General features: G+C 59.7%; 20 protein-coding genes and 5 pseudogenes. 8 read left to right on the top strand and 17 right to left on the bottom strand.

Annotation, left to right across the window (positions count from 1 at the left end):
- Positions 1 to 32 precede the first annotated feature (32 nt).
- The 8 genes from NKH67_RS31870 to NKH67_RS31835 form a co-directional block, all read right to left on the bottom strand.
- Positions 33 to 1,025, bottom strand: a complete 993-nt coding sequence (locus NKH67_RS31870; protein ID WP_352448506.1) for an adenosine kinase — start codon at positions 1,023 to 1,025, stop codon at positions 33 to 35.
- 109 nt (positions 1,026 to 1,134) lie between these two features.
- The gene (gene metK, locus NKH67_RS31865) at positions 1,135 to 2,310 is read right to left on the bottom strand and encodes a methionine adenosyltransferase (protein ID WP_353032721.1); all 1,176 of its coding nucleotides are present in this window, start codon (positions 2,308 to 2,310) and stop codon (positions 1,135 to 1,137) included.
- Positions 2,311 to 2,364: 54 nt separating this feature from the next.
- Entirely contained in the window at positions 2,365 to 3,702 is a 1,338-nt protein-coding gene (gene glyA / locus NKH67_RS31860) for a serine hydroxymethyltransferase (protein ID WP_353032719.1), read from the bottom strand.
- Positions 3,703 to 4,617: 915 nt separating this feature from the next.
- On the bottom strand, positions 4,618 to 4,998 hold the full coding sequence (locus tag NKH67_RS31855) for a hypothetical protein (protein ID WP_353032717.1): 381 nt from the start codon (positions 4,996 to 4,998) through the stop codon (positions 4,618 to 4,620).
- Positions 4,999 to 5,039: 41 nt separating this feature from the next.
- Positions 5,040 to 5,441, bottom strand: coding sequence for a hypothetical protein (locus tag NKH67_RS31850; RefSeq protein WP_352669529.1), 402 nt, complete (start codon positions 5,439 to 5,441; stop codon positions 5,040 to 5,042).
- Between the two features lie 234 nt (positions 5,442 to 5,675).
- Positions 5,676 to 6,413, bottom strand: coding sequence for a hypothetical protein (locus NKH67_RS31845; protein ID WP_352566737.1), 738 nt, complete (start codon positions 6,411 to 6,413; stop codon positions 5,676 to 5,678).
- Positions 6,414 to 6,588: 175 nt separating this feature from the next.
- Complete coding sequence (locus NKH67_RS31840; protein ID WP_353032715.1) at positions 6,589 to 8,121, bottom strand: Fic family protein; 1,533 nt, start codon at positions 8,119 to 8,121, stop codon at positions 6,589 to 6,591.
- 627 nt (positions 8,122 to 8,748) lie between these two features.
- Positions 8,749 to 9,909, bottom strand: a complete 1,161-nt coding sequence (locus tag NKH67_RS31835) for a porin (RefSeq protein ID WP_352848689.1) — start codon at positions 9,907 to 9,909, stop codon at positions 8,749 to 8,751.
- Positions 9,910 to 10,257: 348 nt separating this feature from the next.
- Between NKH67_RS31835 and NKH67_RS31830 the strand changes: the two genes are divergently transcribed.
- Together NKH67_RS31830 and hemN are read left to right on the top strand one after the other, a co-directional pair.
- Positions 10,258 to 10,536 (top strand): hypothetical protein, encoded by a 279-nt coding sequence (locus NKH67_RS31830; RefSeq protein WP_352848691.1) that lies wholly within the window; start codon positions 10,258 to 10,260, stop codon positions 10,534 to 10,536.
- A gap of 413 nt (positions 10,537 to 10,949) precedes the next feature.
- Positions 10,950 to 12,290 (top strand): oxygen-independent coproporphyrinogen III oxidase, encoded by a 1,341-nt coding sequence (gene hemN, locus NKH67_RS31825; protein WP_353032713.1) that lies wholly within the window; start codon positions 10,950 to 10,952, stop codon positions 12,288 to 12,290.
- Between the two features lie 227 nt (positions 12,291 to 12,517).
- On the opposite strand, the pseudogene NKH67_RS31820 reads toward hemN, so the two are convergent.
- Positions 12,518 to 12,858, bottom strand: a pseudogene (locus NKH67_RS31820) (PIN domain-containing protein); the annotation flags it as partial.
- Between the two features lie 734 nt (positions 12,859 to 13,592).
- On the opposite strand from NKH67_RS31820, the gene NKH67_RS31815 reads away from it, so the two are divergent.
- Positions 13,593 to 14,279, top strand: coding sequence for an isopentenyl transferase family protein (locus tag NKH67_RS31815; protein ID WP_352458542.1), 687 nt, complete (start codon positions 13,593 to 13,595; stop codon positions 14,277 to 14,279).
- 166 nt (positions 14,280 to 14,445) lie between these two features.
- Here NKH67_RS31815 and NKH67_RS31810 read toward each other — a convergent pair whose 3' ends face one another.
- A complete protein-coding gene (locus NKH67_RS31810; protein ID WP_352452632.1) occupies positions 14,446 to 14,730 on the bottom strand; it encodes a hypothetical protein in 285 nt (94 codons plus the stop codon).
- A gap of 119 nt (positions 14,731 to 14,849) precedes the next feature.
- On the opposite strand from NKH67_RS31810, the pseudogene NKH67_RS31805 reads away from it, so the two are divergent.
- A pseudogene (locus NKH67_RS31805) lies at positions 14,850 to 15,149 on the top strand (transposase); the annotation flags it as partial.
- 73 nt (positions 15,150 to 15,222) lie between these two features.
- Here NKH67_RS31805 and NKH67_RS31800 read toward each other — a convergent pair.
- The gene (locus tag NKH67_RS31800) at positions 15,223 to 16,185 is read right to left on the bottom strand and encodes an NUDIX hydrolase (protein ID WP_352844002.1); all 963 of its coding nucleotides are present in this window, start codon (positions 16,183 to 16,185) and stop codon (positions 15,223 to 15,225) included.
- A gap of 147 nt (positions 16,186 to 16,332) precedes the next feature.
- On the opposite strand from NKH67_RS31800, the pseudogene NKH67_RS31795 reads away from it, so the two are divergent.
- Together NKH67_RS31795 and NKH67_RS31790 are read left to right on the top strand one after the other, a co-directional pair.
- Positions 16,333 to 16,549, top strand: a pseudogene (locus NKH67_RS31795) (3-methyl-2-oxobutanoate hydroxymethyltransferase); the annotation flags it as partial.
- Positions 16,550 to 16,828: 279 nt separating this feature from the next.
- Positions 16,829 to 17,428, top strand: a complete 600-nt coding sequence (locus NKH67_RS31790) for a cold-shock protein (protein WP_352492847.1) — start codon at positions 16,829 to 16,831, stop codon at positions 17,426 to 17,428.
- On the opposite strand, the pseudogene NKH67_RS31785 reads toward NKH67_RS31790, so the two are convergent.
- Positions 17,403 to 17,952, bottom strand: a pseudogene (locus NKH67_RS31785) (ABC transporter transmembrane domain-containing protein); the annotation flags it as partial. The gene NKH67_RS31790 and the pseudogene NKH67_RS31785 overlap by 26 nt on opposite strands.
- 32 nt (positions 17,953 to 17,984) lie before the next feature.
- Positions 17,985 to 19,642: pseudogene (locus tag NKH67_RS31780) on the bottom strand (MFS transporter).
- 853 nt (positions 19,643 to 20,495) lie between these two features.
- Here NKH67_RS31780 and NKH67_RS31775 point away from each other — a divergent pair.
- A complete protein-coding gene (locus NKH67_RS31775; RefSeq protein WP_352746539.1) occupies positions 20,496 to 20,780 on the top strand; it encodes a hypothetical protein in 285 nt (94 codons plus the stop codon).
- A 449-nt stretch (positions 20,781 to 21,229) separates the two neighbouring features.
- On the opposite strand, the gene NKH67_RS31770 is transcribed toward NKH67_RS31775, so the two are convergent.
- The 3 genes from NKH67_RS31770 to NKH67_RS31760 form a co-directional block, all read right to left on the bottom strand.
- Positions 21,230 to 22,312 carry an HPP family protein gene (locus tag NKH67_RS31770; RefSeq protein ID WP_353032711.1) on the bottom strand — a complete coding sequence of 361 codons (1,083 nt, stop codon included), beginning with the start codon at positions 22,310 to 22,312 and terminating at the stop codon, positions 21,230 to 21,232.
- A 643-nt stretch (positions 22,313 to 22,955) separates the two neighbouring features.
- A complete protein-coding gene (locus NKH67_RS31765) occupies positions 22,956 to 23,189 on the bottom strand; it encodes an ABC transporter permease family protein (RefSeq protein ID WP_352746541.1) in 234 nt (77 codons plus the stop codon).
- 93 nt (positions 23,190 to 23,282) lie between these two features.
- A complete protein-coding gene (locus NKH67_RS31760) occupies positions 23,283 to 23,432 on the bottom strand; it encodes a hypothetical protein (RefSeq protein WP_352711326.1) in 150 nt (49 codons plus the stop codon).
- A 29-nt stretch (positions 23,433 to 23,461) separates the two neighbouring features.
- Here NKH67_RS31760 and NKH67_RS31755 point away from each other — a divergent pair, with 29 nt between their 5' ends.
- Complete coding sequence (locus NKH67_RS31755; RefSeq protein ID WP_353032709.1) at positions 23,462 to 23,737, top strand: hypothetical protein; 276 nt, start codon at positions 23,462 to 23,464, stop codon at positions 23,735 to 23,737.
- 12 nt (positions 23,738 to 23,749) lie between these two features.
- Here the strand turns inward: NKH67_RS31755 and NKH67_RS31750 are convergent.
- Positions 23,750 to 24,060, bottom strand: a 311-nt coding sequence (locus NKH67_RS31750; RefSeq protein WP_353032707.1) for a TCP-1/cpn60 chaperonin family protein, incomplete at its 5' end; no start/stop codon positions are given.

The raw sequence follows: 24,060 nt of genomic DNA, 5'->3' as shown, positions 1-24,060 counted from the left end.
GGAGGCTGGGCAGCTGGTTCTTGGCTCGCCACCTACAGCAATCCCGCCTGCTCGGCCTCTCTGCGCAAATTCTGGCGTGGCCTTGGGCCGATCTGCTGGATGACCAGCCCGGCCGCTAGCGAGCCGAGATCGCCGCACTGCTTCAGGCTGCGGCCTTGCGTGTAGCCGTAGAGGAAGCCGGCGGCGTAGAGGTCGCCGGCGCCGGTGGTGTCGACCAGCTCGCGGATCCTGGTCGCATTGATGGTCACGGTCTCGTCGCCGCGCACGATCACCGAGCCCTTTTCCGAGCGGGTGACGGCGGCGATCTTGCAATCCTTGCGGATCTGGGCCAGCGCCTCGTCGAACGACGCGGTCTGGTAGAGCGACTTGATCTCGTGGCTGTTGGCAAAGACGATGTCGACGGTGCCGGATCGCATGAGATCGAGGAACTCGTCGCGGTAGCGGTCGACGCAGAACGAGTCCGACAATGTCATCGACACTTCGCGCCCGGCGGCATGGGCGAGCTTCGCCGTCTGCCGGATCGCCTCCTTGGCGCGCGGCGGGTCCCACAGATAGCCCTCGAAATAAGTGACGGCGGCGCCCGACGCCTTGTCGGCCTCGACGTCCTCCGGGCCGAGCTCGACGCAAGCGCCGAGATAGGTGTTCATCGAGCGCTCGCCGTCCGGCGTGACGAAGATCATCGAGCGCGCCGTCGGCGGTTCGCCGTTAAGCGGCCGGGTGTCGAAGGCGACGCCCTGGGCATGGATGTCATGCGCGTAGATTTCGCCGAGCGCGTCGTTGGAGACCTTGCCGAAGAAAGCGGCGCGGCCGCCGAAGGAGGCGACGCCCGCCGCCGTGTTGCCGGCGCTGCCGCCCGAGGCTTCAATGGCCGGGCCCATGCGGCTGTAGAGCAGTTCGGCGCGCCTCGTGTCGATCAAATTCATTGCGCCCTTGATGATGCCGTTGGTCTCCAGGAACGCCTCGTCGCACTGGGCGATGATGTCGACGATGGCATTTCCGATACAAAGCACGTCATAGTCCGGCATCAATTCATGTCTCCGCCAAAAACCCACCGGCTTTCTGCCACGCCGGGCGCGGGCGGGTCTGGCCAGTGGGAATGGGCTTTGCGCTTGCCAATCCGTTCGGCGCCAGCCCTCACGGGGCGGCAAGTCCTGCCTCGCGACGCAATTCGTCGGCCCTGTCTGTCTTCTCCCAGGTGAAATCAGGCTCTTCACGGCCGAAATGGCCATAGGTCGCGGTCTTGCGGTATATAGGGCGTAAGAGATCAAGCATCTTGATAATGCCCTTCGGTCTGAGATCGAACAACTCAAGAATGAGGCGCTCGATCCTTCTTTCCTCAACCTTCGCTGTTCCGAACGTGTTGACCATGACAGAAACCGGACTGGCCACGCCGATTGCGTAAGCAAGCTGCACCTCGCAGACGTCCGCAAGTCCGCTAGCGACGATATTCTTTGCGACATACCGGGCCGCATAGGCAGCTGAGCGGTCAACCTTGGACGGGTCCTTGCCCGAAAAGGCGCCGCCGCCGTGACGACCCATCCCACCATAGGAATCGACGATGATCTTGCGTCCAGTGAGACCGCAGTCGCCGCGCGGCCCGCCGACTACGAACCTCCCCGTCGGGTTGACCAGAATTCTGATGCCTTCCGTCTCCAGGTGGGTCGGCAGGACAGGCTTTATGATTTCCTCAATGACGCCCTCGCGGACCGTCTCTTGCGAGACCTGCTCGTCATGTTGGGTCGATACGACGATGGTATCAAGGGCGACCGGGCGCAACCCCTCATAGCGCACTGAGACTTGGGATTTCATATCAGGACGCAACCAGCCAAGCTGTCGTGCTTTCCGGACATCTGCCTGTCGTTTCGTCAAGCGATGCGCGAGCTGGATCGGCAAAGGCATCAGGGTATCGGTTTCGCGGCATGCGTAGCCGAACATGAGGCCCTGATCTCCCGCTCCCTGCTGGAGGTCCTGCCCTCGTCCCTCGTCAACGCCCTGGCTAATGTCGGGCGATTGCTCGGTGAGTGCATGAACGACGGAGCAACGCCGGCCGTCAAAGCCGACAGCCTCATCGTCGTATCCAATATCGAGAATCGTATCGCGCGCAACTTGGCTATAATCCACTCGCGCATCGCTAGTAATCTCGCCAGCCACAACGACTATCCCTGATTTTACCAACGCTTCACAGGCGACGCGTGCCTTGGGATCGGTGCGGAGGATGGCGTCGAGGATGGCATCCGAGATGTTGTCGGCCAACTTATCCGGGTGTCCCGCGCCAACCGATTCGGAAGAGAACACGAACTGCCTAGCCATGAAATGCCTCGTTTCGGGTGTTGGAGTTGTATGGTGCATTTTGCTTAGCCCACCTTACCTGTTGGTGATGCCCGGGACCTCGAACGCAGCGCACAAATCGGCAACGTCTCTTCGCACGCAGGCATGGAGATCTTCGTCATCAGGCCGCCGGAGGACGCAGTCAATGAAGCCAGCAATTTGCACCATTTCCACATCGCGCATGCCCATTGACGTCACTGCTGGCGACCCCAGGCGAATTCCGCTTGTGACCGCCGGATCCCGCGGGTCGCCAGGCACCATATTAAAGTTTGTGATGATGCCTGCCTTTGCTAGCCGCTCGGCATAGGCCTTGCCCGATAGTGGTCGATCGCGCAGATCAAGGATCAGGATGTGATTGTCCGTCCCCCCGGTAACCAGGTCATACCCTCGCTCGATCAGTGCCTGTGCAAGAGTCTTGGCATTCTTGACGGTCTGTTGGCCGTAGCTTCGGAAGGACGGGTTCGCGGCTTCGTGCAAGGCAACTGCTAGCGCAGCGATGGCATTCATATGAGGCCCGCCTTGCAGGTGAGGAAAGACCGCCCGGTCTATTCGTCTGGCGAGATTGTATTTGCTCTTTGTATGATACAGGGCCTGATAGCGATCTTCGTTCCTGGACAAAATGAAACCACCGCGGGGACCGCGGATCGATTTGTGGGAGGTGCTGCTGACCACGTCGCAATGGCGCACGGGATTCGGGTGCGCTCCCGCGGCAATCAGTCCGCTGATGTGCGCAATGTCGGCTACGAGATAGGAGTTCGCTTCCAGGGCGATTTCTGCCATTGCCGCGTAGTCAAAGACACGCGGGTAAGCAGTTCCGCCGACCCAAATGAGCCGCGGCCGTTCCCGCTTGGCTGTCTCGCGCAAGCGGTCATAGTCAATCTGCTGTGTCTTTTCATCTAGTCCATAGGGGACGCGTTGATAGTCAGTTCCGGAAAAGTTGATGGCCCAACCATGAGTCAGATGGCCCCCTTCCGGGAGGGGCAAGCCTATGACTTTGTCACCGGGGCTCAAAAGCGCACGATAGACAGCCTGGTTGGCCGGCGAGCCGGAATAAGGCTGGACGTTGGCATGCTCGCTGCCAAATAGTGTTTTCAAGCGCTCAATGGCTAGATTCTCAAGCTCATCAACGATCTCATTTCCAGCGTAGTAGCGCGCACCGGGGTACCCCTCGGCGTACTTGTTCGTGAAAATCGAGCCGTTCGCTTCCAGCACGGCCGAGGACGCAAAGTTCTCTGAGGCGATGAGCTTAAGGGTCGTCCGCTCCTGCCGCTCCTGTCTCAGAAGCAGTTCGTGAACGCGGCAATCAACCGCGGCCAATCGAGACCGTCCGTAAGTGTCGCGCGGCGCGATGGCGCCGTCGGCGGAGTTGTACATGGTGGTTTCGCGCTCCAATTGGACTGATCTATTTCACGGTCAAGCATGCGATCCCCTTCGACGGCGCGTCTTGTGTGGCTTCGAGCCGTTGAAGGTCTCGTTTGTGATAGCCATCGCCGTGGGGCAGGAGATCAACCAACAGTTGAACCAGCCCGCCGTCCTTACCTCCTGCTTTGAGATGGTACGAGCACCACGGACGTTGTTCGTTGCAGTAAAGAAAGTCGGCTCTGGCCAGCAGCCGGACGTGTCGTACAACGTGCTCACGACGCAGACCCAGAATCTCCGCTAGCTGGCAGACAGTTAGGTCCGCATGCGCGCAAAGGCCTAGGATTCGAAGGCGATCTAGATGCGCTGCCGTCCGAAGGCGACTGACCAGTGTCAGCATTGGGCAGGACCAAGCCACTTGGAAAGCCTGGGCACTCGTCCTACTGAATTTGTCATTTCGCGTTCTCCACAGATGCTGCAGCTTTCGAACGAAATAATATGATTGCTTGTCCACCGACCGGACAATCTCGGTGGCCGTGAAGATACTGTTTTGAGCCAATATGGCTGTGTCGAACAAACAAGATGGGCGCTGTTCTTGCCATTGCCTTTAGCCGAAATTGCACGCAGTTCGGCGGGTCGGAGAATAAGCCACGGTTCGGACTCCACTGACTCAAACGTTGCAATAAGCCTACCATTCACAGCGAACCGGAGTTGCTAAGAGTCTATGAATTTCCTTGAAGGATCTGTTGCAACGTTTGCGCAGCCCGGTCTTGCTCCCGGCTTGCAGCGGTCAATCTCGTGCAGACTGACCGTGATGCAAAGATGACAAGGAAGGTTCGCTTTCAATCCGATCTTCTTCCTGGCCAAGTGGTTCGTAGTCTCATAACTGTGGCCTAGACAAAAGCTGGGCTAATCAGCGGTATGATGTCGTTAGCGTGGTTGGGCCACCAGCAGGTCGACGCCAAGATCGACACGCGCAATTTCCCGCGCTACGAGAATGTCAGTGACTGCGCGCTCTTCCTCGGGCGGTCTGGCTGCGCCGTCTAGAATCTGAATGCATCTCGCGCCGACCCGTTCAGCAATGAGCTGTTCGGCTTGCCGCATTGACGGCGAAGCAAGCTCAAGTACGTTTTCGCGCATCTCACGCGCCGCCTCGCCGACTTCCGCAAAACGCTTCTCGGCGAACTGCTCCCTGAAGAGCGCAGCGAGATCATCAAATGTTTGAACTTTGGTGGGCTTGGGTTTCGAGCAAAAATATCCAGTTGCCAGTCCAGGTTTATGGGCAAGGCTGTGCGCTTTGTCGTCTGGCAAGGGCCCAATATCCCCTGGTGAGACGAAAATGGACTGCCGTGCTACGGTTGCTCCAAATAAGAGCGGTCGAAATCGCTGATGTTTGCGATACAAGGAGCCGCATAGAAGACGTTTGACGGATAGCGCGCCTCAAACCGAAGAAGCAGTTCATGCTGACGCGACACATCCCTGCGCATCATCGCAATCCGAAAAAATGGTATCGACAAACCGGGACAATGTCCGCTCGCAACCTCAAAGGCAGTTCCTCGCTTCATCAGCTCCGGAAGCTTGTACTGGAAAAACAGCGGAACCCCTGGGAAATTGATGCGGATGTCAAAGCCAGAATGCCCCTCCTGTATGAGGTTTGGAAAGACCGGCGCGCCTACAGGTGCGGCTGACGATGACCGGATAAGGTTTTCGGTGAAGGCATACCCAAATGAGAACTCCATGTAGCCCACCTTCATTCAATTCTGCTTTCGTGCTGAAGTTTATCCGGGCTCTTTGCCTGCAGCCGAGCAGACTCTATAACAAAAAAACTATGTATGCTTGCGAGATAGTCTGAGCTTATCGATACTTCGGATAGATATTGAAAGAGCTCACCCACTCTTCTGGCTGCTAGAATGGGAATGGGAAGCTTCTGGTTGATCTGGGTCGAGTTCCAGTTGATTTTGGTAAGCGACAAAACCTCCTGCGCTATCTCAGCGATTCCCGGCCAGATCGCCGATAAGTTTCGGGCTTCGCGAACAGAGCCAGAGTGCGTAGCCGATATCTTCAACCGGGGCGGCGGCTTCTCCCTCGCCAGTGCCGAGCGCGATCACATGCGTTGCGCATTCGGCCAGCGCGCCGTCAAGGCGCCCCGCTTCCGTCGCGCTGCCGTAAAGGTCCAGGAACCACGCCAGCGAATAAGACCAGTCGGCAGGCAAGTCCTGCCCATTGTGATCCCTTGCGACGACGGCCACGACGGCGTTGCGGCCTTCGGGCGTGCGGGGCTCTATCCCAAGGATCGGGTATAATTCGGGTGTCGGCTGCTGAAGGATACGCGCCGGCACGAGCGACAGTGCTTTCTCCAGCGAGGGAGGAAAATCCTCCAGTTCTTCGGCCAGTTCGGCAGCTTCTCTCCTTCGTCCCTCGCGGCGCGCTTCTACATATTCTGCCGCAACCACGGCAATGGTGCGCTGCGCCCGTTCAGCGGTGCTGGTGGCAATCAGCTCGGCCGGAATGTCACCATCCTTGATCGCCCAGTGCGTACGGTGCTGTTCGAACTGTTGAATGCCCAGCCGGTCCGCAATTCTCAACACCGCTGACCGGTCGAGAAAGGCATGTTTCGGATCGGGCTCGAAGGTGAAGGCCAGTTCGTGTCCGCGCCGAACGATATTGCGTATGCGGCTGTGCCGGACCACGCGCGCGTGCGGGCCTCCCGCCCCGACTTCGTACATCAAAAGCGCCGGGATTTCCTCCAGCCGGCGCAATGTTTCAGGGCGCGAGGTCGATAGCCTCGGCCTCGGCGCCGCTAGATTCCTTGAACCGGTCAATGGTTGACGTGAACGGCGGCGTTTCCCACCACTCGCCGTGGCCCGAGACAAGCAAGTTAAACATGGCACACCACCGACCTCACGCCGCCTTCTCCATAGACCACTTCACCCGTTCGCCGAGAAAGGCGGCGAACGTTTTCACATTCATATTGCCGCTCGCCTCCTCCAGCCCTGCGAGGTAGGCCTTCCGGTCATCGACTCTGACGACTGTCCAGGGGTAACCGCCTGAAGCCAGCATCGCGTTCATGAGGAACCGCGCCATTCGTCCGTTGCCGTCCGGATAGGGGTGCACATAGCCCACAAGCCAATGCCCCAGCACGGCACGCACAGAGGCCTCCTTCTCCGCCTCCAGCAGGTCGAACAGCTCATTCATACCATCGGCCACCGCTTCGGTACGCGGCGGCACGTGCTGCGAGCCGCGCAGGTACACAGGGTGATTGCGATATCCCGCAAGCGCGCTGGCTTTGAGGATGCCGGCGGTCACTGACGGCGCGAACAGCTCCCGGTACCACTCCCGGTGAGTGTCCCGCGTCAACGCGCCGGCTGGCTTGCCGTTGATGATCGCGGCAACAGAGTCTTTGACCTTCTGGAATGCGAGGTAGTAGCCACGCGCGGCAAGCGCATCTCGGTTCTTGCGGTCCTCTTCATCAATCTCCGGATTCCAGCTCCCCTCGCGCACCCGGTCGATGAGTTCCGGGGTGACGCTGTACCCTTCTATCGACAGCGAATGGTAGGCGTCGCTTTCGTAGATATCCTCGACGAACTTCATATAGGCGTCTTTGTCGGACGGCAGTCCGGGTGCCTTCGGGAATATCTCGATGATGGCTTCGCGCTGCGATTGCCAGATCGCGCGCAGGCGGGCGACCAACGGCGGTACGCCCGCCGCAATAGTTGTCACTCCAATTTGTCCCGCGAACGGATCGGATTCGCGCACGTCATAGCCGGCGGCTTTGAAGGCGGCCACGATTTCATTGGCAAAGGAGTCGCGTCCTACGCGACGGAAGGCCCCCGCAAGCCGTCCCGCCACGGCGGAATGGCCGCCATCAAGCAGCAGGGCCAGAACGGTTGATACGTCGCGCACCGACGCCATGGCGATCTGCATTTCGATAGGGGCGCGCTGGAAGAACGCTTCCGGCACCCGGGTAAGGGCGGCCTCGACAGTGAACACGCGCTGGCCGTTTTTCTCTGTCAGTTCGGCCGGCATCTCCTTGACCTTGAGGTCATAGAGCGAAGTGCCGAACAGCAGGTCGATTTTGTTATTCGTGCCTTTGGGGGTGTTCACCACCACCTGAGGCGGAATAGTGGGCGCTTCCGCGTGCAGAAGCAGCGACTGCTCCGGTGAGAGGAACCAGTCCTTGCCGAACCGGTCATTGCAGTAAAGGGAGCAGAACTCCCAGAAGCTCGCGTACCAAGGGGTGGTGTCTTGCTGCCGTGCCTGCGGGCCGGTCGACATGAGCCAGCCTTTGATAACATCGCGCAGGAACCCGTTCTGCAGCAGCCGCTCCCGGTGGACGCGGGTCAGCTCATCTGATTTGAATATGCGCCGCCCACCCTCCTGCAGCTCTTTGAGGACGGCCAGTGATACAGCGAGTTTTTCATGGGGCTTGGTCATGGCCGTGCCTTTGCAAGTTTTTAGAGCTGTGCGATTACAAGTATGTAGTGCTGATAGGCCACAAGTCAATGATGCTGTGGAGTTGCAAGTTTTTTTAGTCGTGCGATAACAAGTTTTTTATGCGATAATCGGCAAATGCGATCGTTTCCATAACCGCGCGAAGGATCGTTACCCGGATGGGCCGAGACCCAGCTCCCCCGCAGGCTACGCAGGGGCTCGGGGCGAGCCTAGAGCCTGGCCCTCCGAAGCGCTTCGAAGGAGGACGCGCCTCTTTGAAAAACTCGCCCGTTGTGCATCGTGGGTACCCGTAAACGCGAATTCTCAAAGGAAAGACGCTCCTTACCTCTCCCTCCCGCCACGATCATCACGGCCGCGCCCGCGCTCACTACGCCGCGACGCCCGCGAGATCGCTGCACGCATCTGATCGGCCACCAGACCGGGTTGCAGATGAAGGATGTCCGTGACGCTGTCGTGTGTTTGCACCGTCACCGCAGTGACGGCAAGGCAGCTGCGCACGCGCCATGGAGGAGAGCGTCTCGATATCGCGCGCGATTCCGGCACCCCCACTGGATTCCGATCCGCCGACGACAAGTACATGCGATGCCTGCCTCAGCGCCCTTTCATCCGTTAGAATGAGCGTTCGAAACGCAGGATTCCGCCGACACTGCTCTTCTTGTTGGCGTTGGTCCAATTCATGTTGGAAGCGCCGTCCACCTTGCCGACGGCGAAGTTACCGTATCGGCCATAGTCGAGTTCCGCCGTAACTGTGAAATCTGGAAGAAACGCATAGGCGACGTTTGCAGCGACACCATGGTTCTTGAGCTGATCACCGGAGAGCTGAAGGTTGAACGAAGTTGTCTCGTTGAGCTTGTAAGTGGCGCCAGCCCAGAAAGCCCAGTTCCCGCCCCAACTCTTATAGAAGCCGCGACCATGAGCGTCGATGGCGTTCGTGGAGTCGTCGTTGAGCTTGCCGTTGGAACCGTAGCCGAGCATTCCGAACAGCAACAGTTCGTTGGTGACATTGATGTCGACACGGACCTTGGCGGCCACCGATTCGTAGTTGCTATCATAAGCGGCAACGCCGGTGATCGCGCCCCAGCCATGTGTGTATTTCAAGCCGCCGACTACGTGCGGTGCGTAGCTGTCGATTGTGCCGACCACGCCCGAGCCTTCTTCGAGCGAAACCACGGCCGAAAAGCCGTTCCCGGCGTCGAAGTAGTACTGAACCACATTGGTATCGAAAGCGCCGTACGTAACCGGCGTCTGGTTGAGTACGTCACCCGCGCCGCCAATAAACATGTCGAAGGCCGACCAGTCCTTACCAACTCGGAGGCCACCAAGCTGAATCCAGGCGAAAGTCAAGGTGCTGTCTCCGTTGAAGGCATAGGACCGAGAACTGTCCGAAACCGAAGTGTGGCGGTTGCCGAAGTTCATGCGGGTTTCGGTGTAGGTCTTCAACGTGCCGAGTTCGGTCTCCTGGCCGGTCCAAGTTTTCAATGTGAAGCGCGTGTTGTTTTGCCATGTGCCCTGATGCTCACCAGTCCTCACATCCGAGGTTCTTGCGTGATCAACCAATCCGACATGGCCCAAGCCGACGTCGTAACGGACATAGCCGCCGATGCGCACGCAGGTCTCAGTGCCTGAAATGTAGACGTAGCCCGAGCCGTAGACGTCGCAGACTTTAACGTACTCAGTCGGGTCAGGCTCGGCAACGGCGGTCACGGCGCGAGCGTCGGAAACGGCAATCAGTGCCGCAGTTGAGCCGAGGAGGAGGCTCCTAATGTTCATTGTTGATCTCCGTTCAAAGAGTAAAAGGAATGGACGTCAGTGATGAACTCCTGCTAAGGAAACAGTCGATAACGATGCGCATTGAGTTGAATTTGAGCAGTTTTGATGCGCTCGTCACGCCAGATATTCATCAGAAATTGAGAATATGATTGGGTGTTATTGTTACAAATATGCGATTGTTATTACAAATATAATAATCGCCGAAACGACGCCATCCAACATTTCTGTACAAATCATCCCCGTCACCTCCGCTAGTTGTGGGCGGGCCGTCACAAAGGCTTCTACTGCAAATGACGTGCCATCCTGACGACGCAGCTGCGGCTTGAAGCTCAAGTGTGCCGGCGGACCTTGGTTCGCTCTTCCTTCCTTTTTGCCTTGCGGATCAACCCAAGCACGAACGGCAAACGTTTCGGCTACGGTTCGTCTGTTCGCTTCGCGACAGTTTCGTTCAATGGCGACAGCTTTGTTGCTGTGAGCCCCGATGTTGAGACATCATGCGGCGGCACCGCTCGGTACGACGCCGTCATTTTGGCGAGCGCGATGATCGGTAATCACGCGCTGACGCGCAGCCTTGCCTCCACCACGGAGTCAGTAGGCGCGCCGGCCTTGGCATTGCGGCCGACCTGACGGTCGCGTCGAGCAGCCTCTCGTCCTGATAGACGGCGCGCCACAGCTAATGCTTCTTGCCAGCAATTCACACAACGAGCTCATCGAGATGCCAGAGATCACTATGGGGCTGCGCTAGCTGGCGAGCAAAGTCTGGTCCCAACGCCGTGTTATCTCGTTGGATGCGGCAGCCGCGCTCAGCAGAATCTACTCGACCAGGCGCAGGCTGAAGGGAAGCGATGGTGGAACCAAACGGTGCGCGTGAGGGTCGCGGCGGAGCCATGGCCAGTCGCTGACCGTCCAGCCAAGACTGAACGGCCGCTATTGCTGAGAAATACAAGTTTCGAGCCCAAAGCGGAACGGACTGACATAGCGCAAAGACACAGGCGAGCGCAGCGGTAAGGTTGGCGGTTATCAGCATGGGACGGTAACTGTTGCAGACCACAAAATATCGCGAGGCCGGCCTGCCTTGGTACACTATCTATCCGACTGTGTCAGAGTTCTCTGGGGCGGTCGGCGCCGAGGCTTATGAGGAATGGCTCAGGAACCTGCCGGCTGACGATCCGGTGTCGCTCTATTTCCACGTTCCGTTCTGCCGATCAGCTTGCTGGTATTGTGGCTTCCCCACCACCATCACCCGCCATGATGCGCCGATCCTCAACTATCTGGCGGCCCTGCGTGACGAGATCCGTTTGGTCTCGGAGCGAGCGCCGCAGACGCTGCCCGTGAGCGACATGCATTTCGGCGGCGGAACGCCGTCTCTCATAGGACCAGCCGAGTTCCTGGCTCTGATGGAGTTCCTGCGACGCCGCTTCGCTCTCACGAAAACAGCTACGGTTGCCGTCGAGATTGATCCGCGCACGTTCACGGCCGAGATGGCCGAGGCCTTAGGAGCAGCCGGCGTGAACCGTGTGAGTCTCGGCGTGCAGAGCTTCGATCCCATTGTTCAAAAAGCAATCAACCGGGTTCAGAGTGAGGCGCAGACGTCGGCTGCCGTGGAAATGCTGCGCCGGCATGGAGTAAGCCGCATCAACTTCGACCTCATCTTCGGTCTCCCGCATCAAACGGTGCAGTCCTGCGTCGAGACCGCGAGGGCGGCGGTCACAATGCGCCCCGACCGGCTTGCGGTGTTCGGCTATGCGCACATCCCGTCGCTTATAAAGAATCAGCGCCTCATCGAGGAGGCAGTTCTTCCGGGCAGCGCTGCCCGCGCCGAACAGTATGCGGCCGTGGCCGCGACGCTGATTGCCGCCGGCTACCGCGAGATCGGGCTCGACCATTTCGCCTTGCCGGACGACGAGCTCGCGCTGGCACAGAAAACGGGTCGCCTGCGGCGTAACTCGCTGGGCTACTCGGCCACCACCTGCAGAACCCTGATCGGTTTCGGCGCGTCGGCTATCGGCCGCGTCGGCGAGGGGTACGTCCAAAACGAAGTTACACGGGATTCCTACATCCAGCACATCGCAGCTGGCCGTCTGGCGACGTCAAAGGGCTATCGCCTCACCGACGACGACCGCGTGCGAGCCGCAATTATCGAGCGACTAATGTGCGATCTCGAGGCCGATGTGCAGGCAATCTGTGCCGCCCACGAATCTGATCCGATCCGTCTTCTCGATTCAGCTGAACGCTTGGCGATGCTGGCCGACGACGGGATAGTGGACTTCGAAAACGGTTTTGTCCGCGTACGGCGGGAGCATCGCTTTGTAATTCGCGCTGTCGCTGCCGCGTTCGATGCTTTTCTCGATCGGGATGGCCGTAAGCATAGCCACAGGTGAGGGCAAGCATCCAACCGGAAGCTAAACTCGACGCCCTCGGCCGAGGCCTGTCATGAAGCGCGCGTCAAGGATGCGAAAAGCAGAGCTGATCCGCCTATTTCATCTCATCTTCAATGACATCGACCTCGTGGCTGCCACCGAGGCGTTTCCATATTGATCGTGGTAGGTGCGGGGCATCTGGGTGTTTCGCCGTCAGCGCATGAATATCCCCGCCATGTGATGGGTCAGGAAATCGCGGTGGCTGCAATCAGCCCGTCCATCGATGACAGACCGCGACCACGCCGCTTCGCGAGGCCCGTCAGGTCGCCCCAGGCCAGGGCAACCAGTTCGTCCACGGGCAGGACTCTCGGCTCGAAGCGCTGCGGCAGGTCCCGGGCGAGCCATCCGGCCAGTGCGTCACGTTTCCGACCTTTGTCCATGAGGGCAGCGCCGCGCCGGATCTCGGCGATCGACACAACGCTGATAAATGAGCGGTCTTCATCGAGCCTGTCATCCATTCCAGCACGCGCGCGTCAGGGCTCGGCCTCGTCACCTCGGAGAGGCCATTAGTGTCGAGCAAGAGCCTCACAATGGCAGACCATGCGGTTCATCGCGTAGCCGCTCGATGTCCAGTTCGGCGTTGCGCAGCGGCGATGCGCAGCGAGTGCCCAAAAAACAGCAGTCAGCTCCCCTTCCGGAAGATCGGAGCGGACGCCACGCAAAAAGCGCCAAATCCTTGGCGCCGGCGGTCTGTGTGTTTGCGCGCTGGCGGCTTTGGTGTACTCCTGTGCCGTTTCGACGAGGCTTCCAGCCGGACCGGCAGGGGAGGAGGCTTTGGCGGCGCGGCCGGCACACGGCCCACCTCGAGGACGAGATCGACGATGTCGGGCAGATCCTCGGTCGCCTCACAAATCGGTGAGGTCGTCGGGACACCGTCTTCCACTTTTGTTGATCAGCCGCCTTCCTGGCCATGTTCCGAGACAATAAGGCGCCCGTGCGCCGCCGCCTCGATTAACCCAAGACGCGCAAGGATCTTTTGCCGGAGACAACGAGGTCACCATCCTGCGGTGCCGCGTTGCGTCACAGTCGGCATGAGATGTGCAAAGTGGACCGTCGTCAAACGTCAAACAGAGGCGTCGGTGACTGGACTGAACGACCAGAACGGGCTGCTTGCGCCCTTTCGGACTTCACAAAGTTCGAAAATGGCGTCGTTTCAGGGCATAATCGCCGCTTGTCAAAATGTTTGCGACAAGTCCGGTGAAAGCCTACCGAGTATCTTGTGCTTGGGGGGCGGTTAGTTCCGATAAACTATGCGGCATACACATGCTAATCTATTTGATTTACGGGCCGACCTGCAGCGGCAAGACAGACGCGGCAATCCAAATTGCACGAGAGACCGGATGGCCGGTCATTGCGCTGGATCGTGTACAATGCTGTCCTCAAATCGCCACCGGCAGCGGGCGTCCCTCGGATTCCGAACTGCAATCTACCCAGCGGATCTACTTGGATTCGCGCCCGCTAACCGCGGGCATCATCGACGCCGAGACCGCCCATCGTAAGCTGATAATGCAAGTGGATGAGCGTAGTTCCCAGCCGGGGCTCATCCTCGAAGGCGGTTCGATCTCCCTTCTCAATTTAATGGCGCGAAGTCAGCATTGGGATGGCGCTTTTCGATGGCATGTAAGGCGGTTGCGGCTCGGCAACTCGGACGCCTTTCTGGAGAGAGCCAAGCGTCGGGTCACAGACATGTTTGTCACAAGAGAAGGACAACCTTCATTGCTGCAGGAACTTGCGGATCAGTGGAAGGAAGATGCAGTCCGTCTCACTTTGGAAGACGTTGACGGATATCGTTGCGCCATTCGTTTTGCGAGAGAGCACAGCTTGGCAATCAGCGAAATGCCGTGCCTTCGCAAAGAGCTCCAACAAGATCTTGTAGAGGCGATTGCGAGAGAATATCTCGAATATGCGCGTTGGCAAGAACGCGACTTTCCAGAATGGCAAACTGAGTGAGCAAGCCTCCCCGGACCTCGCCTGCGGTGCGGGCACGGTAGCTCCTGAGAATTGCGCTAAGTGGTTTGCTGAAGCAAGCTAGTGCCAGGCGACATTAGGTCCGTGTGGCAGCGGAAGGATTGCTTTCGCCACGGTAACTGCGGAGGAGGCGACATGGCTGCACTGCTCATTTCAGGCATGGGACGGAATGTACCGATGACAAAGTGCTGCGCGCTTCGTAGCGACCGCTACCGTGGCTGACTCGCGAACTACTATCAGCCAGCCCAGTCTGTGGCGTCGTCTCGGCTTTCATCGCCACCGCCTTCGCCCAGGAAACGCCCGAGGCCGCAAGCGTCGCCGTGGCAGTGCGGCACCCGGCAAGATGGGTGGTCATCGGCCCTATCTGATCGACGGGGAGCACCGTGCTTTCGTCCTGGGCGAGGTTGAGCGAGATGCCAACATGACGCTTCATCAATTGACGGCGGCACTGGCTGAACGTGGTCTCCTGCGAGCGTCGGTCGCTTCCTGCACCGCGAGGGCAAGAGCTTCAAAAAAACCGTTCTGCCGGCCGAGCAGCTCAAGCCAAAGCTGATGCGCGGGCGTGCGCAATGGATGCGCTATCAGACCCGCATTGACCCTACGCGCCTGGTCTCCCTGGATGAAACATGGGTCAAGACCAACATGGCGCCGTTGCGCGGCTGGGGTGTGCGCGGTAAGCGGCTGATGGCCCACGCACCATATGGCCATTGGAAGACGATGACCTTCATCACCGCGCTGCGGCATGATCGGGTGGAGGCGCCTTGGGTCATTGATGGACCCATCAATACGCAGGCCTTTCGCGTCTATGTCGAAACCGAACTCAACAAAACACTGAATCCGGGCGACATCGTCATTCTCGACAATCCCGGTTCTCACAAGGGCCAAGCCGTCCGCGACATCGTCAGGGCTGCTGGCGCAAGGCGGGTCAAGCCCGCGAGAGCGGCAATTTTGTTCCGGCTATCACCCTCTCGTCGAGAACGGCGTGACGGAAGCGATAAAGTTGCGCCGGCCGGCCGCCGGTTTCCGCGGTTGTCTCACCGGTCTCCTCGACCAGCTCCTGCTGCTCGATCAGCCGGCGAAAGTTCGGCTTACGCACGAGCCTGCCGGCAAGCGCCTCCACGGTGCGCTGCAGCTGCAAAAGCGTGAAGACCGGCGGCATCAGTTCGAATACGACCGGCCGATATTTGATCTTGGAGCGCAGCCGCGCAATGCCGGTCGCCAGGATGCGACGATGATCGGCGATCATCGATCTGCCCGAGACCCAGGTGGGCGCAGCGGAATGTCCGGCGCGTATTGCTTCCTCCACCAGGGCGGCTTCGTAGAGCAGCTCATAACGTTGAAGCGCGAGTTCCTCGTTCCAATGGCGGTCGTCAAAGCCGAAGGCGATCGCCGCCCGCCGTCGTCGGTCGAGGCGTGTCGTACTGTCGTCAGTGCCATCCGCCCATTCCATCAGGCGCGGCCGCAATTCGTCCAACACGACCGCCGGTGTGCCGGAGCGGTGATCCTCCCACGGGAAATAGTCGTACCAGCTTCCCCAGTGTCGCCCGGCCGGGTCGCCAGCTTCGTCTTGGTGGGTGAGCGCCAGATAGCTGATAGAGACCACGCGGTCGTCAGCGCCAACCCTGTCGCGATCGGCGAAGGTGTAGAGCTGTTCGATATAGCCGAGCGGCTGGCCGGTCTGTTGTTCCACCCATCCCCTGAGGCCCGACTGCAGCGAACGGTGAGCAAGCTCGAACGGGCCGGAGGGCAGGGCGTTTGCCTGCGGGATGGTCAGAACGCAGGGGGCGCTGCTGTCCATGGCGACCACAACGGCGATCAAGTCCGCATTGACGTCGTTGGCCTTGCCTCCAGCTCCGCCTTTCCTAATCCCTTTTGCGCGATCGTCCATGGTCCCCGACGTCGTTGAGCAGAGCCCTGCCGCGTAGGCGGCTGAACCGATTGAATTCCGTTTTTGTCTGATAATTGTCGGCGCGTCAACACCACCCGTCGTGGCGATTTTAGCTCTTCGCAGCTGCACAAAAAGTGCCAACGCGACATCCGTGCTTGGGGAAGGAGGCCCATTGAGAGCGTCGATTCAAAGCTCGTCGATCGACATTGCGACGTTGTTCTCGTCGGCGACAGCGCGGCATGGTTCTCCACGGCTTGGCGTCTACGCTGGGCGTGACGCTGGAGATGATGATCATGCACGGTCAGGCCTGCCCCGTGGCCTGGAGCCGGCGCAAATGGTCGTCGACCCGCCGTTCGGTTCCTTTTGAAGAAACCCGGAGCAGGCTTTCCGCAATGCCTGATAAAGCCCTTCCAGTGCGCCCGCGCCAGCATCATCGCACTCTCCCTCCAACACACCCTATGCGAGTCAGTAAATCGACTCGCCGGCACTATTGTTTCAGGGGAAATGAATCTAGTTTCAAAGGGTTCGGCCGATAGGCCGGGCACAGCTGCGGTCTTCACGGCCTTTTTGACATAAACGCGTCGCCCGATTGAGATTATCTTGACGGTAGCGCAGTGCGCCATCCATGCCAGTCGAGATGATCATGGGCAAATATCGAGACCATCGCGAGCCACGCCGGCATCGCTATGACGATGACCCCGTTTCCTTTTCGGAACGGACTTCCGAGCCAAGCTATTTTCAGCGCCCGCCGACCGTGACGGCAGATCCTGTCGATGCGGAGGTATTGTGGTTCACAGTCAGCAAGGGTTTTGGCTTCGTCAAACTGTCGGACGGCACGGAGGCCTATCTGCACGTGCGAGTGTTAGAGGCGGCCGGAAGCCGGGATGTTGCCGCGGGAACGCCTCTCAAGATCACGGTCGAAAAAAGTCCAAAAGGTCATCAAGTCGCGCAGGTGCTGGAGATCGGCGATCACCGCGCGAAAACTCCGTCACATACGCGTGTCGCTGGAGGGACCTTCGTTGAAACCGGTGCGCAGCTGGAGAGCGGGGGCACGGTCAAGTGGTACAAACCCGAAAAGGGCTTCGGCTTCATTGCTCCTGACAACGGTGAGAAGGACGTCTTCGTTCATGCCAGCGCCCTGACGCGCTCAGGGCTCAGCGTGCTGGTGGCGGGACAGAAGGTGTTTGTCGAATGCGGGCAAGGCAAGAAAGGCTGGGAAGTCCGGAGCATTCGCCTTGCCTAGACGGCGATGCATTGCTCGCCTCGAAGGAGATGCCGGAGAGCGTCGGGCGGCCGCCCGAGCCCGCGTAGCAGAAACCGACATTGTCGAAGCGCAGCACGCCGTCGGTGACGACGAGATCCCTGGCGCCCGCCGCGTCCTCGATGTCAAGTTCGGCGTCGAGCAACTCGAACAGCCGCGTGCCGCAGGTCGAGGCGCGCGCGAACGAGTTGACCATCAATCCGAGCTAGCGCACCGGCATCTGTAGAATGGTCATGAAGGTGAGCAACAGGGCCAGCGTGCCGACGCTGATTTGACCTGCGATCACTTTCTGGCCACCGAACCAGAGCACCAGGCCCATGGCGGTCAGGAACGAGAAATTCATGGCGCTGGTGTTGCCGACACGGATGTCAACGCGCTCATTGGCGAGATCAAGGCGCGTCCTGCTTGGCGCGGTCGAACTTTTCCAGCTCGTGCGGCTGCGCGGCGAAGGCACGCACGACACGGATGCCGCCGAGATTCTCATCCATCACCCGGATCTTTAACGATCGCTGATGCCCAGATATGGGAAGGTCAGGCTTCAATGACGGGGAAGGTGAAGGATTGACTGGTCGGGTTTCCGGGCCGAGCTTGTCGGCCGCTCAATCGAAAGCGTCATTTGAGGCGCTTTCTCTCCCGCGTGTAACTGGAAGACACGCTGGTCCAGTTGCTTGTCTACTTCCGTGAGACGATGATTGAGGCGAAGGTAGTCGGTCCAGGTCGGCGTTCGGAACGTTTCTGTCCACTGCATAGGCTTCTGAAGGTTGCGCTGGAGCGTCCAGTTCCGAGCACCGACGCGGCTGTGTACATGACGCCGCTGCCGCATGAGGTCGAGGAAGGCCTCGACATTTCTCTCGGCTATCAGATATTCGATCTTGACCACGATCGGGCCGCTTCTCGGCTTCAAACTGAGAGCGACAGCTGGGGCGTCGAATTCCTCCAAAGGATCGGGCTCGGACTCGCGGCGCTCGCGAAGAGGAAACAGAACGCCGGCTGCAGCAACGAGCAGCAGGGCCGCAGCGGAACCCTCTAGCGCCCAGGTCAGCGAATGGTTCTGGGAAACGGTGCCCCACACCCAGCTGCCGGCCGCTATGCCGCCGTCTATCAATGCATAGTAGATGGAGATCGTGCGCCCCACGACCCAGCGCGCGGGCTTGCCAGCTGCACGCTCACGCCAACCCCGGACCAGGCAGTGACCCAGCCTGCGCCGCCCAAAGCAAGTGCAATTGCCGCCACGCCGATCGAAGAGGTAAGCGCCAGGGAGAGGGAGCACGCCGCGCAGGCGACGCAGGAGAGCCTCATCAGCTGTTCTTGCGACAAGCTCCGTCTGAACAGGCTGTTGGAGAGGCCGGCGAAGACCGCGCCTGTTCCGAAACCTGCCATGAGCGTGCCATAGGCGAGCGGGCCTCCTCCCAACTGGTCGCGGACAATCAGCGGCAGCAGCGCGAGTATGGCGATGCTCGCCAGGCCAAAGAGGGTTCCGCGTGCGATCGCCGCTTTGATTTCCGATGACATCGCCGTGAAGCGCAGCCCGTCATAGATGGCCCTCCTCATCGACTCGCGCGGAAGAGGCGACGAGCGGACCTTCCACTTGCAGCGCCATATGGTGGCCAAGGGTACCAAATAGGTGAGGGTGGTCACGGTAAAAGCGGCCAAAAGCCCGAAGGAGGCAACCACGATGCCGCCGAGCGCCGGGCCCACGGTCCGTACGGTGTTGAAGCCAACGGAAAGCAGGGTAACGGCAGCGGGAACATCGCGCCGGTCCACCATATCGCCAACCGACGCCTGCCAGGCGGGATCGTTGAGAGCGCCGCCGCATGCGATTAAAAAGCTGAAGCCGAGAATCATCCATGGGTCGAGAAAGCCCAGCGCTACAACAGCGGTCAGCATCGCAGATGCTATCACCATAAGGCAGCGGCCCGCGAACATAACCCTGCGACGGCTGAAATTGTCAGCGAGAACCCCGGCGAACACGGACAAAATGAAAGCGGGCAGGTTCGATGAAGCCTGCACCAGCGCAACCATCAGATCGGAAGTCGAGATGGTAGCCATCAGCCAACTGATGGCAACAGTCTGCATCAACCAGCCGAGGCTCGAGACTTGCGTGGCGAGCCAGATCGAACGAAAGGTGGGCTGCAAAAGTGGCGCAAAGGTCGTTGGTGCAGCCAAATCATCATTTGATCCAGCCACCCTACTCATTTTGCCAACCTTTGCTTTGCGTTATTGCCGTTTCCCATGTAATCTAGGCTGAACCGTGGCGGCTAGAAGAATAGAGAGAAACTGTTTGCCTTGCGGCACAGTTCCTCGTGATTAAGGGTTGCGGCCGAGACGCATGCCCGAGCCGGCTCACCCCGCCTTCGAAGACATCACGGGGTGGAGCCCGGATTCTTGCTTGTCGTTTGACGCAGCATGCTTCATCAACAGGCACTTTGCCGAGCGATGCCTTTTCGCGAAACGCGACGATGTTCTTTCGTCGGAAACTCTCTCCAACGGCGTTCAATGCGCTGAGTCTGGCTTGGGACGAGGTGAGGGCTTGCAGATCTTAGACAGGATTGATTCCTGATAAACGCAGACGGTTGCCGGGCCGCGATCGAAGAGGCGCGCGCCTTGCTGCTTCAGCTTGAACAAAAGTCTGACGCGCTCACACATGCCATCGACGACTTTCTGCTCGATCTGATGAGGCTGGCTTTCATTGTTGAATGTTATGGACGCGGCTTTGAACTTTTGGCGCGAACGCTTGCCCGTAGAAGACTGGCAAAGGTCAGGCTTTTGTCGGGGGCGGTGAACTCCGCCAGGGGAGAAATGACACCCAAAGCCGGATGGCTGAAGCGACGGTCGCCCCGCGTTGCGCACAGTGACGAAGGTAACGGTACGGCTCTTCGGCAGATGGCGCATCCTCATGGTAGCGTCTGGCCGTTCCCTCTGATGCCTCGGCCTCCCACACCTATCCGAACAGGCCCGATCCTGGAGGGTCCTCGAAGCGGGCATGAGGGCGATAGGCCGCGTGGTTGGGGTACCAAGCGTAGGCGCGGTATTGGGCTGGAAATTGGCGATGCGCGACGAAGAAGTCCGAGATCAACTCGTGCAATGGCAATTCCTAACACCGTGGACGTGTTGGAGCAGCCTCATCCTCCTAGTCAGGAACGTCATCAAGGTTATAGGATTGATGCGCGGCGAACCCTCGGAACTCAGGATCATGTTGACATCGCTGTTCGACAGAGCCGACTTGGCGCAAGGAAGCCACATCGTTTCGGAATTGCTTATCGCATGGTCTATCGTCGGCCTAGTCAAACCCTTGGCGCGGCGAGGAAGCGACGGTCGTCGGCGTGATGCATGACGGGAGTCGGCCGCGCCTCACCAGAGGCGAAATGCAGGAACCAAAGGAAAGGACCACCTGCATGGAATTGCGAACCGCGTCCTCGGCGTCTGAGCCGCGACCCTTGCCAACGATCACTCAACCCGCGACGTAGAGCTTCAACCCAGCCTTGGACACGCGAACCGCGCTACCATCGTTGCAGAGGAGCCGTCCACCAGATGGTTGCACTTGTAGTCCGCACGCCTTTAGTCGACATAGCGGACTGGCTCTGGCCACGGGCAAGGTTGAAGAGTGTTCCGTTGGTGCAGTCGTACTTGGCCTACGTGAACCAGATGCCTGAGCACGCGGTCGCGTTTCAGGGTTGATCTACTCGTAAAAAGGAATTGTCTTAGGCGGAAGGCCGCACTTAATACCGCTATCCTATTGGCGCCCCATCGGGTTCCCGGATTGAGCAAGTCCGGATCACTATTTTATGCCGCTGCCAGCGTTGTGTCGGCCATGTGCACGCGCGCTGCCGCTGCCAGCAGGTCGGTATGGGTGATCAGCCCAATAATGCGTCGCTCGGCATCGACGATGACCACGGCATGGCTGCGGCCGTCGGTGAGCACCGGCAGCAGGCTCATCGCCGGCGTATCGGGAGAGGCGGTGCTAGCCTTCGACATCACAGCCCTCACCGTGTCGGTCGCCTTCGTCAGCTCGCGCAGGCCAACTACACCGACCAGCCCGCCCTCGGCGTCAGTCACCGGCAGCGTCCGGATGTTGTGATCGAGCAGCAAATGACGCGCGTGGTCGGCCGGCGCATGTTCATCGACCGAAATCACATCGCGCGACATGATGTCCTCGCACAGCAGGGTCCGGTGGGAGCGCACCATCGCCTGCAACTCGACCTGCCGTAGCAGCCGCTCAAGATCGTTGCGGTCGATATCGAAGGTTTCCTCCAGCGCGCCGAGCGCGGCATCGATATCCTCGGGCTGGAAGCCGACCCGCTCCCGCGCGGGCGGATCGATGGTTCCATGCGCGCTTTTAAGAGCGGGGGCCGCCACATGCGGATAGTTGCGCCGCGACAGTTTATGGATGCCGTAGCCGAGTGCGACCAGCACGATCGAGTTCAGCGCTACAGGAACGAAGGGAAACAGCAAGCCCGAGCTGAAGACGGCCGGTCCGCCGAACACCGCAGTTAAGGCGGCGGCGCCACCCGGCGGATGCAGGCAGCGCGTGAACGACATGGCGGCGATGGCCAGCGCCACCGCAATGCCGGTAGCAAGAACGGGTTCATGCACGAAATGCGCCACGATCACCCCGACCAGCGCCGAAATCGTATTGCCACCGATAATCGACCAAGGTTGCGCCAGCGGGCTTGAAGGCACGGCAAAGAGCAGCACGGCCGATGCTCCCATTGGAGCAACCAGCAGTGCGACATGTGGGCCAGACCCGTTCGCCAGCGCACTGATCACGCCAGTCAATGCGATGCCAATCATGGCCCCGATGCAGGCGAGCAGCCGCTCGCGCAGCGTTGCACCGGCAAGGATCGGAACAAAGAGACGAAACGCCATGGCATACCCTTGGGCGAGTGGTCGGAACTTCGCGCTCCGCAATGCAGGCAAAGCCACAGATTTGGAAGTTAAGCCAATTCGGAAAGTCGGCTCACGGGGGAAAACTTTTGCGCGAAGCGGCCATTGCCAAATGGGTGCAGACATTTTGATCAGCCAGAGGAGGCGGACGGCACGCTGATCCGCTCGAGCGCAGCTAGAGGCCAAGGGCTGCCGTGCCGCGGGCAGCCGGAAATGGGGATGGTCGGAGGTCGAGCTGGGATGGACACTAAGGAATTCAGAGGCTTCGAAAAGCGTGCTGACAATGTCGGCATGGCAAGACAAATCAGGCCCTTGTCGCTCCACTTCCGAGGCGAACTCCAGCGGAGTACGGCTTCTACGCGGTGCTTGGTCTGCCTGTCCTTGCCACCATTGGATTCGTTGGCTGCTGAAACGTCCACCAGTAGCCGCTGAGAAGACGACTGCCGCCAGTGCCGTCGTGGAACCGCTATATGACGGCGGCGTGGTTACAGAGCCGGCTAGTGTCGATCGGGCGGGGGAGCCTGATGTGACGTACATGGTCCAGAAAGTGGCCAATGAAGGTGCTGGCATCGTCAACGTGATCAGGTCACGTAATAGCGGTAACACAACCGCGACCACGAGCCTCTCAGGCGTTCGATAAGGCGGGAAAATCCGATCGCCGGACCAAGCGCGATTCCGCCACACTGCCACACACGAAACCGATCAGGTCACGTTCCAGGCTCGCCAGAAGATTGGAGCCGAGGCCACCTCGGCTGAACTCTGCCATGCCGCGGGCCGCCACCTCTTCCAGCCGCGGTAGAAAACGTGGGTCAGCAGCGCCGGCATGGGCGAGCAACTCCCAAATCGCGAGCAGCGCCATCGACACCGGGCCGCATATGTCGGCCGATGAAGCGGAAGGCCGGCGGTGCGATGGAAGCGCCGTGCGACAGCCTATCCCGACCTGCAATCGTGATCAGGCTGATCGTGGGGTCTCCGGACGCCAGCGTTGCAGATAGTTTTCGGCAAGCGTGAGCAGGCCGTGGATCACCAATTCGGTCAGGCCGACCACGATCATGGCCGAAAGAACGAGTTCAAATTGAAAGAGCTGACGACCATAGGCCATCAGGTAATCGGAGCCCTTCGAACGATGCGATGAGTTCTACCGCAACCAGGGTCTGCCAGCCGTTGACAAGGCCTTCTCGCAGCCCTGTAAAGATCCACGGCACGGCGGAAGGCAGCACGATCATCGTGAGTTTCGACCAGCGGCTGAACGAAAGAACGAAAGGACACGGCCAGACCCGTCTCACGACGACGCCGTTGCGCTTCGCCGCCATCAGCTGGGTAGAGGACTTGCACCTCCAAGCTGTCGATCGTGCTCGGCACACAAAAAAGGGCGGCATTGCTGCCGCCCTTTCCGCTGTAGGTTGATAGGGGGCTGGATTAGAAATCCATACCGCCCATGCCGCCCATGCCACCGCCGGGCATACCAGCCGGCATGCCGCCGCCAGCCGACTCCTTCTTCGGAGCCTCGGCGATCATGGCTTCGGTGGTGACCAGCAGGCCGGCGACCGAGGCCGCGTCCTGCAGAGCCGTGCGCACAACCTTGACCGGATCGACGATACCAAAGGCGATCATGTCGCCATATTCGCCGGTCTGGGCGTTGTAGCCGAAGGTCGCGCCCTTGTTCTCAAGGATCTTGCCGGCAACGATCGATGCTTCCGCACCGGCGTTGGCCGCGATCTGACGGGCCG

This window comes from Mesorhizobium sp. M0968 (assembly GCF_040319065.1).
In the GTDB taxonomy this organism is placed as follows: domain Bacteria; phylum Pseudomonadota; class Alphaproteobacteria; order Rhizobiales; family Rhizobiaceae; genus Mesorhizobium.
Note: the sequence above shows the minus strand (reverse complement) of the source record. Positions and strands in the feature narration are given on the sequence as shown.

Coding starts and splice junctions, on each gene's coding strand:
- NKH67_RS31790 (WP_352492847.1), top strand. CDS start 16,829: ATGGGCAAATATCGAGACCATCGCGAGCCACGCCGGCATCGCTATGAC.
- NKH67_RS31835 (WP_352848689.1), bottom strand. CDS start 9,909: ATGAACATTAGGAGCCTCCTCCTCGGCTCAACTGCGGCACTGATTGCC.
- NKH67_RS31870 (WP_352448506.1), bottom strand. CDS start 1,025: ATGCCGGACTATGACGTGCTTTGTATCGGAAATGCCATCGTCGACATC.
- NKH67_RS31840 (WP_353032715.1), bottom strand. CDS start 8,121: ATGACCAAGCCCCATGAAAAACTCGCTGTATCACTGGCCGTCCTCAAA.
- NKH67_RS31770 (WP_353032711.1), bottom strand. CDS start 22,312: ATGGCGTTTCGTCTCTTTGTTCCGATCCTTGCCGGTGCAACGCTGCGC.
- NKH67_RS31775 (WP_352746539.1), top strand. CDS start 20,496: ATGCGCGACGAAGAAGTCCGAGATCAACTCGTGCAATGGCAATTCCTA.
- NKH67_RS31845 (WP_352566737.1), bottom strand. CDS start 6,413: ATGTACGAAGTCGGGGCGGGAGGCCCGCACGCGCGCGTGGTCCGGCAC.
- NKH67_RS31810 (WP_352452632.1), bottom strand. CDS start 14,730: ATGAAGCGTCATGTTGGCATCTCGCTCAACCTCGCCCAGGACGAAAGC.
- NKH67_RS31760 (WP_352711326.1), bottom strand. CDS start 23,432: ATGGCCTATGGTCGTCAGCTCTTTCAATTTGAACTCGTTCTTTCGGCC.
- glyA (WP_353032719.1), bottom strand. CDS start 3,702: ATGTACAACTCCGCCGACGGCGCCATCGCGCCGCGCGACACTTACGGA.
- NKH67_RS31755 (WP_353032709.1), top strand. CDS start 23,462: ATGAGTTCTACCGCAACCAGGGTCTGCCAGCCGTTGACAAGGCCTTCT.
- NKH67_RS31815 (WP_352458542.1), top strand. CDS start 13,593: ATGCTAATCTATTTGATTTACGGGCCGACCTGCAGCGGCAAGACAGAC.
- NKH67_RS31800 (WP_352844002.1), bottom strand. CDS start 16,185: ATGGACGATCGCGCAAAAGGGATTAGGAAAGGCGGAGCTGGAGGCAAG.
- NKH67_RS31850 (WP_352669529.1), bottom strand. CDS start 5,441: ATGAAGGTGGGCTACATGGAGTTCTCATTTGGGTATGCCTTCACCGAA.
- NKH67_RS31765 (WP_352746541.1), bottom strand. CDS start 23,189: ATGGCGCTGCTCGCGATTTGGGAGTTGCTCGCCCATGCCGGCGCTGCT.
- metK (WP_353032721.1), bottom strand. CDS start 2,310: ATGGCTAGGCAGTTCGTGTTCTCTTCCGAATCGGTTGGCGCGGGACAC.